Origin of the sequence: Massilia sp. CCM 8734, from assembly GCF_011682155.1 — a bacterium.
GTDB lineage: Bacteria > Pseudomonadota > Gammaproteobacteria > Burkholderiales > Burkholderiaceae_D > Telluria_A > Telluria_A rubra.
Window position 1 is genome coordinate 1 of sequence record NZ_WHJI01000072.1, and the last position, 16,849, is coordinate 16,849.

Here is a 16,849-nt window from a genome sequence, read left to right on the forward strand (position 1 = left end):
ATGCCTGATGACCATAGTAAATCGGTACCACCCCTTCCCATCCCGAACAGGACCGTGAAACGATTTTACGCCGATGATAGTGCTGCAACCAGTGTGAAAGTAGGTCATCGTCAGGCTAGTTATAAGAAGAAAGCCCCGCAGAATTGTGGGGCTTTTTTTCGTCCGCGTTTTTGTTGGAAAAATCCGAACTATGTGCTGCACACGCGCGAGGCCAACTGGCCCGCGCGCTTCCTCATTACCACTTCAGCGCAATCGCGCTCCACACCACCACAATAAAGATAAACCATCCCCAACGCGGTTTGCGGAAAACCGCCGACTGAAACACGATCACGGCCATGCAAATACATGGCAGCACGCGCTGCGTTGCCAGCGCAAAGACAAGAACCAGCGCCGCCTGCACGGCGATCGCCACGTGCAGACTGTTATCGCCTGCCGGCTTGCTGGAAGTAGCCTGGACCGAAGGCGCTTCAATCACCAGTGGCGCACTTGCCGCAGGACGCGCCACACGGGTATTCGCGCCGGCAGGCTTCTTCAAGTCGACGGGCGCGGCAGCCACCTCGGCAGCTTTGCGCGACTTCTTCTCGGTGGCCAGCTGCGCGGCGGTTTTCTCCAGCACAGGTGCGCACGCCACGGTCGCCTGCCACCAGCCATCCCAAGGCGCCTTGCCCTGGGCCGACAGCGCCCGAAACGCACTGCTGCGCTTCGACTGCGACAGTTTCATCTCGACGCCGGCCGTGCCCCAGCGCGCCCGCACGGCGCGCACGCGCACCAGCAGCGGCATGCCCTTGGCCGGATCGACCATCCGGATAAACTGCGCATACCCTTCCATCGCATCGATCACGTTGGTATTGCCGTTCCACTGCTTGCCCTCCGGTCCATCTTTCTCGAGCTGGAACAGCGTGGCGCGAAAACGCCGCAAGGTCTCGCGTTCGAGCGACGCCTTCTGATTGACCACGATTCCGGTCACCATCTGCCGCTGCGCATCGCGCATCACATGCTGCTTGTCGGGATGCGGGGTAAAGCCTTCATCGATGACGATCTGCTTGGCGCGCCACAGCAGTTTGCCGGCCAGCTTGCGCGCCTCGGCGTCACCCGAAAACGTCAGGTCATCGGCATAGCGCGTGTAGCGAAAACCCAGCTTGGCCGCGCATGCCTGCAGGCGCGCATCGAGCCGTTTGCACAAAATATTGGTCAACGCAGGGCTGCTCGGCGCTCCCTGCGGCAGCGCGCGTGAACCGTGCGCCACAAAAAACGTCTCGCCATCGATGCTTACTTCATCGGTCGCAGCTTCGGTCGACAACAGCGCCAGGATAGTGGCCACCTGTTCGCTGTAGCCCAGTTGCGCAAACACGCCTTTGATGCGCGGCATGCCGATCGACGGGAAAAAATCCTTCAGGTCCAGATTGATCACGACAGCCTGGCCGACGTGCGGCGCCGCGTTGCTGACAATCGAGCGGCCCGGCACGAAGCCGTGCGCCGCCTGGTGCAGCGGCGCGCGCGCCAGCACATTATCGAGCACCCAGTACTGGGCGCGTTTCAGGCGCGGCATCGGCGCCGAAATAATCCGTTCGCCGCCGGTTTTCTTGGGCATCGCAAAGCGCCGGTAATGGCTGATGCGCGAAACGCGCCGTTCGAACGCAAGAAAGCGCAGCTCGGACAGGGTGATCCCCATCGCCTGCGCCAGTTCTTCCGCCTTGTGCAGCACCGGCATCGCCAGCCCGGCCAGTTTGGCGGCGTCGCTCTCGGCGTGATTCAAGCCACCCGAGACACCCGCGCCGAGATACAGCACCTCGTGCTCGCGCCGCCGGTGCCACACTTGGGCTTTTTCGAAGCGTGCCAGCGCGCGCTTCTGGCGCGTTTCCTCGCGCCGCGCCTTGGCCTTGGCCATGCGCTCCTTGCGCAGCATGCGCAACGCCGCTTCCGGATTTTGCAGGTGATGCAGCTCGCTGCCCAGCTTCTGCAAGGCTTGCGTGAGTTCCGTTTCGCGCCGGATCAGGTCAGCTTCGACCGATGGCTGGCCGCTGTCGGCCGGCCAGAAGCCCAGGCGCTGCATCTCGGTCAGCACCACTTCTTCTTTGGAGCTGCCGCGTATGCGCTCGTACAACTGCGCGCGCGTCAGTTCGGAGGGAGAGGGAGTAGGGGAAGTCATCGTGTCCTGGTCTCGCGAAGAGCACCACGGAAAACACTGTCGGGAAAACGCAAACTACACAAGCACGGCGGGACAATCATCGAAGGGCCTGCAGGACTGGAGCGCTCCACTCGACGCCGTACCGCACCAGTAGCGCTGATCGGCTTCAGGGAAGCCAAACCGTGTCGCGCTACTGGTGATGGTACGGCACAGTGAAGAGCGTGCCAGTGACGCGTGGGAAGAGCTGACAACGTGGACGGCGATCCGCCGTCCGGTTTGCAAGAGCCATCCCGCCGTGCTTGTTGATGCGAGTATAACAGGTGAATTCCGGGCTCCTCAAGCATTGGTTTGAATCCGTGGTTTAGTAAAAGTGCGTCCATCGCGTTAAGCGTCAAGCGCGGCGTCGCGCCGGGCCTGGTCCATGCGCAGCACGAGCATGTGCACGCACGGCCCCTTGTACATGCGGTTCTGGGTGTAGTGATTGCACTCGCAACTGCCATCGACGATGCGCCGGTCGGCGTCGAGCCGCAGCATGACCTGGTACGGTCGACCGTTTTCCTTGCTGCGCGCGCGCAGGCGCAGGCCGCCCTCGGGCAGCGCTTCGCTGGCCTGTTCGCTCAGGCTTTGTACCGCCAGCAGGGTCGCCGCCTTTTCTTCCAGCGCGCTGGCAAAGCGCAGTACGTCCAGCGGCAAAGGCTCGCGCGACAACTCGCGCAGGCGGTACACGCCTTGCGTCAGGTCGTAAATCACGCGCCCGGCCTGGGTGTACATGGTCAGTGCGCTTTCCACCATCGAGCGCGCCAGGCCGGTATCGACCGCCAGCTGGTCAGCGCTGGCGAACCAGCGCTGCTCCAGCGCCGCGAAAATGCGCGACTTGCTGTCGTCATCGACCTCGCCGCGCGGCGCCAGCAGGTCGAACTGGCCGGCCCGCGCCCAGTCGTTGGCGGTCCAGCCGGACAGGCCGAGCGTGAGCTGCATGTCGGGCAGGTTGGCGATCCAGAAGCTCGGCATGCCGCTGCCCATCAGGTGCACGGTAAAGCTGTGCGCCACCGGGATCAGGCGTTCGAGCAGCATCAGGCGGCGCCGCCCCCAGATGCGGATTTCTTCGGCCGCATTGCCCTGGTAGATCGAGCGGCGGCACACCAGTTCATCGTTCCAGGGCTCGAACAGGGCGCGGATCGGCTCCCCTGGCTTGAGGATGAAACGGATCGATCGCGGACCGACGCGCTCCTTCTTGCGGCGCAGGAGGTGGCAGAAATTGTGCACATCCATCGGATGCAGATCGAGCCTGCGCGCCGGCAGGTTCATCGCGCTGCTCACCTGCAGAAAACCACGCACCCAGGTTTCCGGCACGTCGATCTTCTCTTCCTTGAACGATGGATCGCCCGCGGTGGCGACCTGGAAGCCGCTCGGATCGATCGCCAGCCGCGTTGTCTTGTAGTCGCGGATTTTCTGGAACTCGCCGTACAGTCCTTCCGAGTAGTCGACATTGGTGGTGCCGCAGGCGAAGTCGCCCACGCGGTCGAATACCTCGTGGCTGCAACTGAGCGAGGCATAGCTCGACTCGTCGCGGCTGAAGCACTCGAAGAACACCCGGTCCGGGTGTACTGTGATGACCGGATCAAGCACTACCCAGGCGTCGAAATTGGCCTTGTATATATAGTCGAAGTATTTCGACTGGGCGGCGGCGAAGGGCTTGAGGATAAGGCTCTTTTTCGCCCGCAGTTCCTTGAGTTCTTCGGTCAAGGGCGCCATGCGTGCGCGCAGATCCGCGTTGCGGTCGATCAGTTCGGCCAGCGCCGGGTCTTCGTTCTGCGCGCGCCACGCCAGGTACGCGGTCTTGTCGGGCGGCTGGTAACGCTGGTCGGCCACCACCACGTCGTGCAGCGCGGAGATGGCCTCGCGGAAGGGAATGTGCTTGTTCAGCTGGGCCACGAAATGGGTCGGCGCCCGCAAGGTGTCGGGCGCGAAACGCATCTCGGTGCTTGATGCGCTGTTGCTGACGGTGCTGGCGCCGTAGTAGCGGTATTCGAATTTCATTGTGGTCCCCGCGGGTTCGCGTGCGCGCGCGGCGGCTCGATCGTCATCAACGCCGGCAGTGCCGGGAAGCGTTCCTGGATCGCGCGTAAGCCCTCGATGTACTGCGCCTTGTCGGTGATGGCGACAGTGAGCACCTGACGCGCGAACAATCGGGCCACGAAGGCGGCGATCGCCTCCGACGCTTGCGCCTGCGCGCGCAGGAAATCAAGCACGCGGTTCTTCACCACGCGCCCGCGGTTGACCTGCGACAGCACGTTCAAAAAGTACGGTTCTAGGCGTTCCAGCTTCGACAGGTCGCCGGCGCTTGCGCTGGCGAGCCAACTGCTCACGAACAGCTGCATGTTGGCGGACGGATGCTGGCTAAGTTTGAGCATGTATTCGGTGACGTCGGCGACGTCGAAGTGGGTCATGAGCATGGTGCGTCCGAAGCGCTGCACCTCGGGGTCGAGGTGGTCGCACAGGCTCACCAGCAGGGACGGCGTCCAGTCTTCGCTGGCGCATTGCTTGCTGAAGAACTCGCGCGCAAAGGCGCGGGTATCGTCCCAGGTGCTGTCGAGCAGGCGCAGCGCCGCTTCCATCTGGGTGCGCGCCCGGGTCGCGTGTTCGGTAAAGGCGGCGCAGGCCCAGCGCCGCACGCTGGCGTTTTCGTTGCGTCCGAACTGCGTCCAGTCGGCCACGCTGAACTCGGTATTCGAAAAACGCGGCAGCATCTGCGCCCCGAGCAGTTGCGCGCCTTTGCTGCGCGCCGACAAAAGGCGCACCAGCAGCGCGCGGTCGAGATGGTCCGCGCCGGAGTTGAGTGGCCCCAGGATCCATGCGATCAGGTCCGCGTGCACGCCCTCGGCCGACTCGGTATGGAACAGGGTGTCGAGCAGCAGCGGCAGCAGGGTGGCGCGGAACACCGCGTCAAGGGGGGCGATGCGCTGCAGGGCGCTGTCGATGCCGCGCCGCACGCCGGCGTCCGGATGGGTGCAGAACACGGCGAACAGCAAGGCCTGGCCGGCCAGCATGTGCTCCGGCAGTGCACTGAATAGTTTGATGCCGATCGCGCGCACGCCGGCGTCGTTCTCTTGCAGCAGCGCCGCCAGGGTCTCAGGGGGAATCGCGCCCGCCGGCTCGGCATGCCGCAACAGCCATTCGCCGGCGGCGATGCGCACGCTCGCCAGCCGATGCCCGAGCAGGGCAAGCAGGCGCGCGTACGGCGCCACAGCGGCGGCCGCGCGCAGCGGGTGATCGAGCAGCCACACCAGGTCGGCGGCGATCTCGGGAACCACCGTTTCGGCCTGATCGAGGTCGCCGCAGTTGTCCATCCAGTCGAGCAGCAGCAGGACGATGACGTCGGCTTGGCCGGGCAGGGCCAGCGCGCACTGGCACAGCATGCGGCCATGGCGACGCACCGTTTCGTCGGGCGAGCAGGCCAGGGTGGCCACCAGCAGCGCGTCGGCGCAGTAGTGATCGGGTGCGCGGCTGATGCACTCCAGCGCGAACGTGCGTGCCTCCGGCAGGCTCGATTGCAGCAACAGCAGCAGCCAGCGGGTATCGGGCACGCCGTCGGAGAAGCGCTGGCGGCACAAGGCAAAGGCGAAGCGCGCGGTGTCGCTGTAAGGACTGCGCAACAGCGTACCGAGTTGGTCGAGCGAGAGCTGGGCACAGAAGGCGGTGTTGTCGGCCAGCGCGCGCGCGGCAAATGCGTGCACGCCCTCGCAACGGCTGCGCTGCATCAGGAACAGCAAGGCGCCGGGGCGCGCATCCCATAGCGCGGGAAAGGCTTCTTCGCGCCCGCTGGCCGGCACGATCGGGCCGACCTGGAACCAACTGCGCCCGCTGCGGTTGCCGGTCCATGCGCCTTCGCTGCGCAGCATGCGGTTGAACATGGTCCAGTGGCTGTAGGCGTCGTAGCTGCGGTTGCCGTGCTGTTGATAGCGCCCATCGAGCCAGTAATAGCGGCCGTCGCGGGTGTAGGGCTGGCCGGCGTCGGCGTCGTCCATGGCCAGCAGCGCGCCGGTGGCCATGCTCACGTAGGCCGGCTCGCCATACTGGGCCAGGCGGCGCAGCTTGCGCCAGCCGCGCAGCCGCAGGTAGTCGCGTGTGCGCGTGCTGTAGGCCACGGTGCTGTCGGGGCGCGCCGCCATCTCGGCGTACGCCATCCATTTGCGGTCGACGCGGACATAGGTGCTCGACGTTTGGGCCGGCGTAGTGTCGAAACGCTGCTGGATCAGGCCAAACAGCTCGCCGTCCTCGCGCATTTCGGCGGCCTTGTAAATATGCCGCACCGCCCGGAACGTCCCCGCGCGCAGGGGCAGCTGGCGCAATTGCGCCAGCAGGATGCCGCGCGCCAGCGGATCGGCCAACGCCACCTGGTCGAGCTGTTCGAGCCAGTCCGACAGCGACAAGGTGCTCCATTGATCCGATTGCGCGCACAGCTGCGTAATGGCTTGCTGGTCGCGCGCGACCCAGGCGCCGCGCAGGGGCGCGGGCCAGGCGGCGGTCAGTTGATCGGCGTGCTGGCGCAGTTCCGCTTCATCGGCCAGTTGCAGCCACGCCTGCCTGGCGATGCGGCAGACCGCGTCCGAGCTGCCGCGCGTGGACAGTTCGAGCATGGCCTGAGATGCGCCGGCGTCGCCGCAGCGGCCAATGGCCCAGGCCAGGCAGTAGTCGAGCGCCGTGGTGCCGCGCCCGATCAGGCTGACCATCAGCGGCACCACGGCGGCCAGGCGGCGCTCGCCGATGCGCCATACGGTGCGCGTGCGCTGCCCGTCTTTCAGGCGTCGCCAGAGGCCCGGGTCGAGCCGTCCAAGCAGCACGGCGTCGGCCGCGTGCCGTGCGGGGTCAATCGCTGCGGCTGGCGCGATGTCGTCCGCTTGCGCGGGCGCCGCCGCCGCCGCATCGGTGAAACCCTGCGCCTGGCGTTCGGCCAGCACTTGGGCAAAGAGCTGCTCCGCCGTGGCCAGGTCGACCGGCTGCGCGGTGCGCGTGCGCTCGCGCCAGTCGTCGCCGCTGCGGCCCTGGCGCACGTTCACGAGATAGCGCGCAGCGCCATCGGGCAGTTCGCACAGGTCGATTTCGCACTGGACTGCACTGTGTTTTTGCCTGCGTACCAGGCGGGTTGTACGAATCAGTCTCACCGCGTCTGCCCATGATTGAATAGAGATGAATAGTAACCCGGAGCAGAACTGCTTGTAAATCAGGCAATCAAATTCTAGGCGGCGCCGCGCTGCAGCGTGAGCACGAAGGCGACACCGTCGCCGAGGTTCCTGGCGACGATGGTGCCGCCCATCTTGGCCATGTAGGTCCTGGCCACGAACAGGCCCTGGCCGCGGTTGCCGTGCGCCCCGGCTTCTTCCTGGTCCGACACGCCGTATTCGAAAATGCTGCCGATGACATCGTCGGCGATGCTCGGGCCGCGGTTGGCGATGGTCACGCCGGCACTCGTTTCGCTGGCCTCGAGCGTGATGTCGATGCTGGTGCCGGGCAGGCGGTAGCGCTGTGCGTTCACCAGCACATGGGTGACCACGTCTTCCAGCGAATATTCGTCGGCCCGCACCAGCACCGCCTGCGGCGCGCCGTGGAAGACCACGTCGGTGATGCCCGCGCACGGTGCGTTGGCGGCCACGTTGCGCAAAAACGCGGTCAGGTCGACTTCGGTCACCTGCAGCACGGTCGACTGGAATGCTTCGCTGGGCGAGGCGCGTCCGTACAGCACGCGGATCGCCTGCTGCATGCGCAGCACATAGCGCGCGCTCTGGTTGCCGTCGGTGCCGTGCAGCGCCATGAGCGACTGCAGCGGCGACATGATCTCGTGGCCGACCGCGTGCCACATGTCGCGTTCCTGCTCGGTGCGGATGGCTTCGCGCTCGACATCTTCGCGCACGCGGCGCAGCAGGTCGTGCAGGCAGCTGGCCAGCACGCCCAGTTCATCGTCGCCGCGCAGGTCGGACAGGTCCGGCTGCGACGCATCGCTACGCTCCTTGACGGTGCGCGCCACCGAATCGGCGCGCTCGATCAGTTCCTTGATGCGGCTGATGATGCCGATTTCGATCACCAGCCACGCCAGCATCAGCGCCAGCAGCATCGCGCCGACAAACCAGGCCATGCGGCTGGCTACCACGCCCAGGCTCTGGCTGACGCTGCGCACGTCGCCGGCCAAGACCACGTCGTAGCTGCCCAGCGGCGTGGCGATCCGGTGGGTGGCGGCCAGCGGCGTGTCGTAGATGTCGACCGGCAGGCGCCGGATCAGGGCCGTGAGGAAGTGCTGCGACGCGTCCCCGGCGCCGCTGGCGCCGGCCAGCTTGACCAGGGGCGCCGCACCGGCGGCGGCGCCGACCTTCTCGATGCGCAGCGTTTCGCCCGGCAGCAGCATGGGCGCCAGGTTGGCCAGCGAGAATCCGTCCGCCGCACTGGTTTTGTCGCTGTCGAGCACCACCGCGCCTGCGCCGGGGGCGAGCACCACCACGCTGACGCGGATCTTGTCCAGGTCAGGCGGCGGCCAGGCCTTGCGTTCGCTGGTCCTGTCGCTCCCGAACAGGTCTTCCTGCAGCACGCTGACCGGCAGGCGCACCGAAAAGAAGGCATGGCGCAGGCAGGTGGCCGGATCGGCGCCGGCGGCCGGCTCGTTGCACTGCGCGTTTTGCCATATCCAGCCGCGGAAGTCTTTCACGGGGCGGGTGTGCTTGCGGCCTTCGTCGGCCGCGTTAAAGCCGGTCAGCCGGCCGCGCAGGGGCGCGTACGGGCCGCTCGGCTGGCGCGGTTCTTCCTCGAATGGGGCGATCCACTGGTAGGTATGCCCGCGCAGCGACACGCTCACGCGCACCCGGTGCGACTGGTTCAGGACTTCGTCGCCGCTGCGGTGCGAGACCAGGCGCGCCAGGTCGACGCTGCCGGCCACATAGATGAAGCCCCCGGCCCAGGGGTTGTTGCCGATCGCCGCGCACAGGTTGGCGCTGGGGCCGAACTGGCGCATGCAGCCCGACATGGCCACCGCTTGCTGCACCTTTTGCTGGTCGTCGAAGTCGAGCGCGGGAAACGGCAGCAGCAGCGGGCGCAGGCCCGGGGCCGTGGCCCCGGCCAACGGTGGATTGAGCAGCGCAAGCTGTCCGGCCGGATGGCGCAGGGTGGCGCTGATCTGCTCCCCGGTCTTGCGAAAGCTGGCCTGGTAATTGCTGTAACTGAGCTGCTTTTCCTGCTGCAGGACCGAGACGGCCAGGCCCAGGGTCGCCAGCGCCAGTAGCAAAAAGGCCGCGCGCAGCAGGATGCGCAGGCGGTAGGGCACGAACCAGCGCCGGCGCTGCGTCATTCAGTCGGCCCAGCGAAAACCGCGCATCGGCACGTTCTCGATGCATTCGAAGGTCGGGTCGATCTCGCGGAAAGCATCGCGGATGGTGCTCACGTGCTTGCGGATGTTGTCGCGGTTGCGGCCACTCTTGACCACCTCGTACAACTCCTCGTACGACACCACCTGGCCACGCCGCGCGAACAGGGCCGCCAGGATGCGCTGCGCCGTTAGCGGCAGGTTGATGCGCTGGCCGCGCCAGGTGGGCGAGCGCTGGCGCAGCGGATCCATGGCCAGTTCGTCGGCGTCCAGGGCCGGCTTGTCGCGCTCTTTGACCGCGCGCAGGATCTCGAGGAAGGTGTCGGTGAAGTCGGCCTCCTCGAAGGTGGCCTTTTGCAGGTAGTCCCAGGCGTCGAGCGCCTTCATGATGCTGCGATAGATCGTGGCCGGCATGGCCGACACCACCAGCACCGGGGTCGCGTGCTTCTTGTTGATGGCGTTGATGATGGCCACGCCCGCATGGCGCTCGCGTCCCAGTTCGATGTCGAGCACCACCAGGTCGTAGCGCTCGCGCGCAATCGCCGCCTCGGCCTCGTCGCGGCTGAACCACTGGTCGACGACGATGCCCGGTTTGGCCGCCTCGATCCAGCTGCGCAGCTGGTTACTGGTCGGGAGGTCATCCTCGATGACGGCCACTTTGGGCATGTGTTGCTCCTGCTGTTTGGTAAGGGTGCCAGTATCCCCGCTTTTGACCGAAAAGTCATATGCGGCCTGTGAGCTTTTCCTCACGCGGCGAGGCCAAAGCTCCGCGCGGTGAGGGATCTGGCCCGGCGGGGGGATTGATACTTCCATGCCATGACGGGCACGATACGCCTCAGGGTCATGCGGGTGCAGGACCGGAAAACTGAAAAGGTGAGGCAAATGTCCGATCGGATCAAGAAGGTGGTGTTGGCGGTACGTGCGGCGCTGGCGAAGGGGGCGGCGGGCGCCGGCGTGGTGGCGCGTTCCGGCGCGCGCGCGGTGCCGCGTCCAGGCCTGCGCAGCGTGCTGGCGCTGTGCGCCCTCGGCGGCGCCGGCTACCTGCTGGTCAAGCATCCGCCGGTGGCGAAGATCGAGCGCGGCAACGTGGGCATCCGCATCAACCAGTTGAGCGGCGCGGCGAGCGTGGTGCGCGACGGCAGCGTGGTGCTGATACCCGGCGTGCATGAACTGCGCCAGTTGCCGGCGCTCGACCAGATCTACAAGGCGGCCGGCAGCGGCGAACAGCCTTACCAGTCGGTCGAAGGGCTGGCGCTGGGCGTGGACCTGAGCGTGCGCTACGCGATCGATCCGGCCAAGCTGGTGGCGGTGGCGCAAACCCTGCCGGACGATATCCGCACGGCCGTGATCGACCCTGCGGTGCAGGGCGTGATCTACAAAGTCGTTACGCGCTACACCGTGCGCGAGATTTTTTCGAGCAAGCGCGCCGAGATCCAGCAAGCGATCGAGGCCGAACTCAAACCCAAGCTGGCCGCCGACGGCATCTTGCTGCGCCACGTCACGATCGGAAAAATCACGCTGCCGCGCGAGTACATGGCCGGGATGGAAACGCTGCTGGCCGAAGAACTGCAGACCGAGAAGATGCGCTACACGCTCGAACTGAAGGAAAAACAGGTCAAGCAGACCTCGCTCGAAGCCGACGCCGACAAGATCAAGCGCGAAAAGGCGGCCGAAGCGGCCGGTAACGAGCAAATCATCGCGGCCAAGGCGCAGGAGCAGGCCATGGCGCACGTACTGCCGTTCAAGCAGAAGCAGATCGAGCAGCGCAGGCTGGAAGCGGAAGCCGAGAAAACCTCGCGCATCAAGACATCCGAAGGCGCGGCCCAGGCCCGCGTGATCGAAGCGACCGGCGAAGCCGATTCGCGCCGCAAGCTGGCCGACGCCGAAGCGTACCGGCAGGAAGTGGTCGGCAAGGTCAGCACCGCGCAGATGGAACGCGACGGCGCCGTGATCTCGCGCCACCCGCTGCTGATCCAGAAGACCATGGCCGACAAATTGTCCGACAAGGTCTCGGTGATCATCGCCGCGCCGCCGACCGACGGCGGGTTTATCGGCGCCGCGCTGCTGGGGCAGGGCAAGAACGCGCCAGCGCCGGCGGCCGTGGCAAGCGCGCCTGAAGCCGACACCGCAACCGGGGAACAATAAGCATGCTCGCTACCCTTACCGCCGCAGCGGCGATCGCCATCGTTACGCGCGACGAGATGCAACTGCGCGCCGCGCCGCGCGATTCGGCCCCTTCCCAGGCCGTGCTGTGGCAGGGTGACAGCCTGGAAATCCGCGGCGCCAAAATGGATTACCTGCAGGTGTACGATCACCGGCGCGAACGGGCCGGCTACGTGCGCATGGCGCACGTGCGCCAGCTCGACCTGACCCCTGCGGCGGCGCCCGAACTCAAGGCCGTGGTGCGCTTCGTGCGCGACACGCCGGGCGCGGAGGCGCTGGGCATCGGCTACGCGGCCGCTTTCCTGAAGGCCGCACCGGCCATCGCCATCGACGCCGAGGTGTTCGATGCGCTCGGCAGCATGGCCGAGCGGCTGGCGCGGCGTGCCTCCTCGCGGCTGGACAAGCGCAGCGAAGCGGTTGTGGCGGCGCACCTGGAAGTGGTGGCCAACTACGGCGTGGTCATTCGCAGCTACGAGCGCGAAGGCGCGATTGTGCTGTGCTACGACGGCGAGGCGTTCCGGCGCGTGCTGGCGATGGCGTCCACCCCGACCCAGCGCGCCACGGCGGCGCTGGGGCTCACGCGCGACGAGTGCGTCGACCCGGCGCTGAAGGTGGCGCAGCGTAACGCCTTCGACCAGTGGCGCGCCGAGGTGCTCGACAAGGTGGATGTGAAAGACCTGCCAGAGCATGTGCGCAACCGTGTGTACACGCGGCGCGCGGCAGTCTGGTCGTCGATCGCCTTTGAGCTGGCGCGCAAGAATGCGTCGCCGACCGGTGCTGCCAACCGCGCGATTGTGGAACTGGCCAGCGTGAACAAGACGGAGCTGGCGGAGGAGGATCGCAGCGCTTACGCCGAAGCGGCGGTGCGCGCGAGCAGCGTGCGCTGGGCGGCGGAGCTGCCCGTGGCCGCGCCGGCCGGCCTGAATGTGCTCACGCGGCCCGGCCAGCCGGGCGAAACCTGCGTGCTGCTGGTCGACGCGCAGCACGACGCGCGTACGCCGCTGGCTTCGCGCTGCACGTATGGCATCGTGTGGAATGCGTCGGCGCGCGCCAATACGCAGGCCAGTGCGCTGGCGCTGGCGGTGCAGCCGCTCGACGGCTGGCGCGAACTGTGGCTGTTCCATCGCGGCGCGGGCGGTTGGCGCGTCGATGTGCTGCCACCGGCGCCGATCGAACCGACCCTGGGGTACGCCGAGTTCGCCGGCTGGGTGCCGGGATCGGCCAAGGTGCTGGTGGCGCGCGAGGCGCGGATCGAGGGGCGCATCAAGCGCGCATTCGAGATTGTCGATATCGAGACGCTGGCGGTGGACAAGACGGCGGACCGGCCTGATGCGCTCAGCGGCTTCTACCGCTGGCAAGATCCTGCCTGGAAGCGCCAGACCCTGAGCCTGCGTTAAATGGATCGTCAACCTGGATAGTCGGCAAGCATCACCGGGGCGACCACCTTCGCAAGAGAGGGGATCGTGCGTCTTCCACTTGTCTTGACACGCTGGAGAAAAACATCGCCACAGCGTGACCGCAGGGATTAGAATTTGACCGCGTCAGGCCATCCATGCGCAGCGCTCACAAAGGAGACTAATCATGTTGTTAACCAGGCGGTCATTGATCAAGATGGGATTGGCCGGCGTGTTGGTGCCTCAGGCATCCCTTGGCTTGGCGACTGAAGAAAAAAGTGGCTCGTTTGAGAAATGGCGACGGGATTTCGAGGCAGGAGTTCCCGCACGCATGAAGGCTGCCAAGGTGGTCGGTGCGTCATTTGCCATCACGTCGGAAAGCAAAGCTGTGCGGTACGCGGCATCGTTCGGCTTCGCCGATCTCCAAAAGCAGCGAAAGATGACGGTTCAGACGCCCATGCACCTCGCCTCGGTCAGCAAATTGTTTACCGCATCGGCTCTGGTGCAATTGTTCGAGCGCCGCGGGTATGATTTGCACGACGATATTAACGAGTTCATCGACTTTCCCGTCAGAAACCCCAATCATCCACGTGTGGCGATCACGCCCCACCATTTGATTACCCACACGTCCAGCATATCGGACGAGGGGCATGGGGATTTTTCGGGCGAAGGCGATCCAACCCAAAGTCTGTCGAGCTTCCTCAAGGAATATCTCGTGAAAGGTGGCCGCGCCTACTCACCCGACACCTCCTTCCTCAAGTCCGGCCCCGGCGTAAAATGGGATTACAGCAACGTTGGTGCGGCCTTGGCCGGCTATGTGGTCGAGGCTGTCAGTAAGCAGAGCTTTTCTTCCTATGTGGAAGGCAACATCCTCTCCCCCCTTCGTATTACCAACGCGCATTGGTACCTCAAGGAATTTGCAGCGGACGTTCTTGCCAAGCCCTACAGGTTTGAGAACGATGAGTTCGTGGAACTGCCGCAAGACGGCTACCCGGACGTGCCTGCCGGCATGCTGCGTTGCTCAGTGAGCGACCTGGCAAAATCGCTCCACGCAATGTTGGAGCAGCAACAGGTCAGGAATGCCATTTTGTCTCCGAATGCGGTGCGTGAGATGTTGCGCCGGCAAGTGGATCGAAAGATATACCCCTACCAAGGGCTGGGCTGGACTGATGAGGAAACAAAGAATCGAAAGGTCGTTGGCCATACCGGCACCGACAATGGCGCTTCAAACATGGTCGCCCTGACGGAGGATCACAGCCAAGCCGTGGCCGTGTTGATGAATATCGACGGCACGGAAGAAACAAGCGCATTCCGAGCCTCAATCATCGAGGATCTTTTTATCGGTGCGAAACTGGCGCGGTGAAAAACTTTGCTGCGGAACAGACTGCGGACCGGCCTGATGCGTTCAGCGGCTTCTACCGCTGGCAAGAACCTGCATCGAAACGCCAGGTCCTGCGTTTGCGTTTGAATCGATGTTGAACTTACATGCCGCCGGCCGCTCCAACTAAGTGAACACACTTTTGGAGCGGAGGCGGCATCATGTGGAAGCAGTCAGTAACACAAGGCGGGGGCGGCGGTGCGCCTGTGGTTCTTGGCATTAACCGGACGCAGGACGCAAGTATTTGCTTGATGCACGGGTCCGAGCTGGCCTGGGCGATTCAAAAAGAACGCCTGACGCGGCACAAGCATCACTGGGGGCGGCTGGACGATGTCCGCAAGATCTACGCACCGCGCCTGCCCGGGCTCGACGCGCCGATCGATATATTGGTCGAATGCTACTCGTGCGATGCCGAGTTCGCCCGGGTGGCCGAGTATGAGCACGAACTGGCCGACACGCTGGCGCTGGCACCCGGCTGCCGGCGCGCGCGCATCTCGCATCACCTCGCGCATGTATACAGTGCGTTCCATCCATCGCCTTTCGATGATGCCGCCGTGATGATCATTGATGGCCAGGGCAGCCGCGTGGCCGACTTGACCGAAACCTGGGCGGGTGCGGCCGACGTGCCGGGTGACTGGTGCGAGGTGGCGTCGTTCTACCGCGCCGACCGCCAGCGGGTGGCGTGTATCGGCAAGCAGCTGTGGAATCGCGACGAACTGCAGCCGGTGGGGCTGGGCATGTTCTATTTCCTGCTGACCCAGACAATGTTTCCGGGCGAGGGCAACGAGGGCAAGGTCATGGGCCTGGCGCCGCATGGCAAGGCGAGGGCGCTGCGCTTGCCGCCGCTCGACGTGCGTGACGGCCAGGTAACGATTCCCCAGCGCTGGCGCGAGCTGTTTGCCGAGCGTGGCCGCTTTCGCTACGGCGGGGCGGATGATGCGCGCTTTGCCGATATTGCCAATTTGGCCGCCGCGGGGCAACGGGCGTTCGAAGAGGCGTTGCTGGAGGTGGCGCGCTGGCTGCATGCGCAGACTGGCGCGCGCGCGCTGTGCTTTGCCGGCGGCACCGGGCTGAACTGCTCCGTCAACGAGCGCCTGTTGCGCGAAACCCCGTTTCGCCGCGTGTTCATTCCACCGGCGCCGGGCGACGCGGGCACGTCTATCGGCTGCGCCTTGTACGGCTTGGCCGAGCTGGGCGGGCAATCCTGCGATTTCCGCTGGACCAGCGATTACATGGGACCGGAGCCGCTGGCTGGCCAGATCGAGGCCGCCGCGCAGAGTTGCGCGGACTTGCTGATCGAGCGCCTTGACGATCCTGCCGCCATGTGCGCACGCATGGTCGACCTGCTGTGCGAAGCGCGCGTGGTGGCGCTGTACCAGGGCCGCAGCGAATTTGGTCCGCGTGCGCTTGGGCACCGCAGCATTCTGGGCGACCCGCGCGTTGGTGCGATGCGCGACGATATCAATGCCCGCATCAAGCAGCGCGAATGGTTTCGTCCGCTGGCGCCGATGGTCCTGCTTGAACGGGCGGAAGATTTTTTCGACGTGTGCCGGCCGGTGCCGTTCATGCAGTACGCCGCGCCCGTGCGCGAGCGGGCGGTGCGCCTCATTCCGGCGGTGACGCATGTCGACTGTACTGCGCGCCTGCAGACGGTGGGGCCGCACGACGATCCCTTTTTGCGCGCCTTGCTGCACGCGTTCGAAGCGCGTACCGGCGTGCCGGTGCTGCTCAATACATCGTTCAACCGCAGGGAAGAACCGATCGTCGAAACGCCGGCGGAAGCGGTCGAGACGTTCCGCCGGACGCCGATCGATGCATTGGCAATGCCGCCCTTCTTGCTGCTAAAACGAGATGGGTACGGACTGCTGGGCAGAGATGCGTTGGGGCAGCGCATGTAAACTGATGGCGCGCCAGAAGAGGGCGTTACGTTGCGAAAATGTGTGCCCGCCAGCGGTCGCATAAAACCCTCTTGCCAAGCCGGCAGAGGGTTTGCTATAGTTCGCCTCCCCGAAGAAAACGTTAACGAAATCAAGTAGTTGGCGGGTTGTTAAGGCCGTCTCGAACGAGGCGATGTGGTAAAAAAGAGGTTGACGAAAAACGCAAAACGCCGCATAATCTCATCTCTCTGCTGCAACGAACACAACGCTTCGTAGCAAACGGCAGAAGGTAGTACAGAACAAGTTCTTTAACAATTAACAGTCGATAAGTGTGGGCGTTTGATGAAGGTGCCAACGAAGCGTAAGCGACGTTGAATACTTAAATTATCAAATGTTCACAAAAAAGAAGTATAGGCGCTTCGCAAGAAGTGGCCTGTCAGTATTTTGAGTGAGCGATCTGTCCGCAAGGACATTAAACAGAGATTGAACTGAAGAGTTTGATCCTGGCTCAGATTGAACGCTGGCGGCATGCCTTACACATGCAAGTCGAACGGCAGCGCG

9 protein-coding genes and 2 rRNA genes are annotated in these 16,849 nt (G+C 64.9%); 6 read left to right on the top strand and 5 right to left on the bottom strand.

What is annotated here, in order from left to right; genetic code table 11:
• Positions 1-3 precede the first annotated feature (3 nt).
• Positions 4-116: ribosomal RNA gene (rrf, locus tag F2P46_RS34305) — 5S ribosomal RNA — on the top strand.
• Between the two features lie 119 nt (positions 117-235).
• On the opposite strand, the gene F2P46_RS34310 is transcribed toward rrf, so the two are convergent.
• The 5 genes from F2P46_RS34310 to F2P46_RS34330 form a co-directional block, all read right to left on the bottom strand.
• Positions 236-2,149, bottom strand: a complete 1,914-nt coding sequence (locus F2P46_RS34310; RefSeq protein WP_166898808.1) for a reverse transcriptase family protein — start codon at positions 2,147-2,149, stop codon at positions 236-238.
• A gap of 363 nt (positions 2,150-2,512) precedes the next feature.
• A complete protein-coding gene (locus tag F2P46_RS34315; RefSeq protein WP_166898810.1) occupies positions 2,513-4,168 on the bottom strand; it encodes an SWIM zinc finger family protein in 1,656 nt (551 codons plus the stop codon).
• Positions 4,165-7,293, bottom strand: coding sequence for a hypothetical protein (locus F2P46_RS34320; RefSeq protein ID WP_166898811.1), 3,129 nt, complete (start codon positions 7,291-7,293; stop codon positions 4,165-4,167). Before F2P46_RS34320 ends, F2P46_RS34315 begins: the two co-directional genes overlap by 4 nt.
• 74 nt (positions 7,294-7,367) lie before the next feature.
• Positions 7,368-9,461 carry a sensor histidine kinase KdpD gene (locus tag F2P46_RS34325; protein WP_166898813.1) on the bottom strand — a complete coding sequence of 698 codons (2,094 nt, stop codon included), beginning with the start codon at positions 9,459-9,461 and terminating at the stop codon, positions 7,368-7,370.
• Positions 9,462-10,142 (bottom strand): response regulator transcription factor, encoded by a 681-nt coding sequence (locus tag F2P46_RS34330; RefSeq protein WP_166898814.1) that lies wholly within the window; start codon positions 10,140-10,142, stop codon positions 9,462-9,464.
• Positions 10,143-10,358: 216 nt separating this feature from the next.
• On the opposite strand from F2P46_RS34330, the gene F2P46_RS34335 reads away from it, so the two are divergent.
• The 5 genes from F2P46_RS34335 to F2P46_RS34355 all read left to right on the top strand — a co-directional run.
• The gene (locus F2P46_RS34335) at positions 10,359-11,621 is read left to right on the top strand and encodes an SPFH domain-containing protein (protein ID WP_166898816.1); all 1,263 of its coding nucleotides are present in this window, start codon (positions 10,359-10,361) and stop codon (positions 11,619-11,621) included.
• A gap of 2 nt (positions 11,622-11,623) precedes the next feature.
• Positions 11,624-13,036 (top strand): hypothetical protein, encoded by a 1,413-nt coding sequence (locus F2P46_RS34340; protein ID WP_166898818.1) that lies wholly within the window; start codon positions 11,624-11,626, stop codon positions 13,034-13,036.
• 184 nt (positions 13,037-13,220) lie between these two features.
• A complete protein-coding gene (locus F2P46_RS34345; protein WP_208296896.1) occupies positions 13,221-14,396 on the top strand; it encodes a serine hydrolase in 1,176 nt (391 codons plus the stop codon).
• Between the two features lie 266 nt (positions 14,397-14,662).
• Positions 14,663-16,309: a carbamoyltransferase C-terminal domain-containing protein gene (locus tag F2P46_RS34350; RefSeq protein WP_229509576.1), complete on the top strand. Its 1,647-nt coding sequence runs from the start codon at positions 14,663-14,665 to the stop codon at positions 16,307-16,309.
• Between the two features lie 464 nt (positions 16,310-16,773).
• Positions 16,774-16,849 (top strand): 16S ribosomal RNA (locus F2P46_RS34355); the annotation flags it as partial.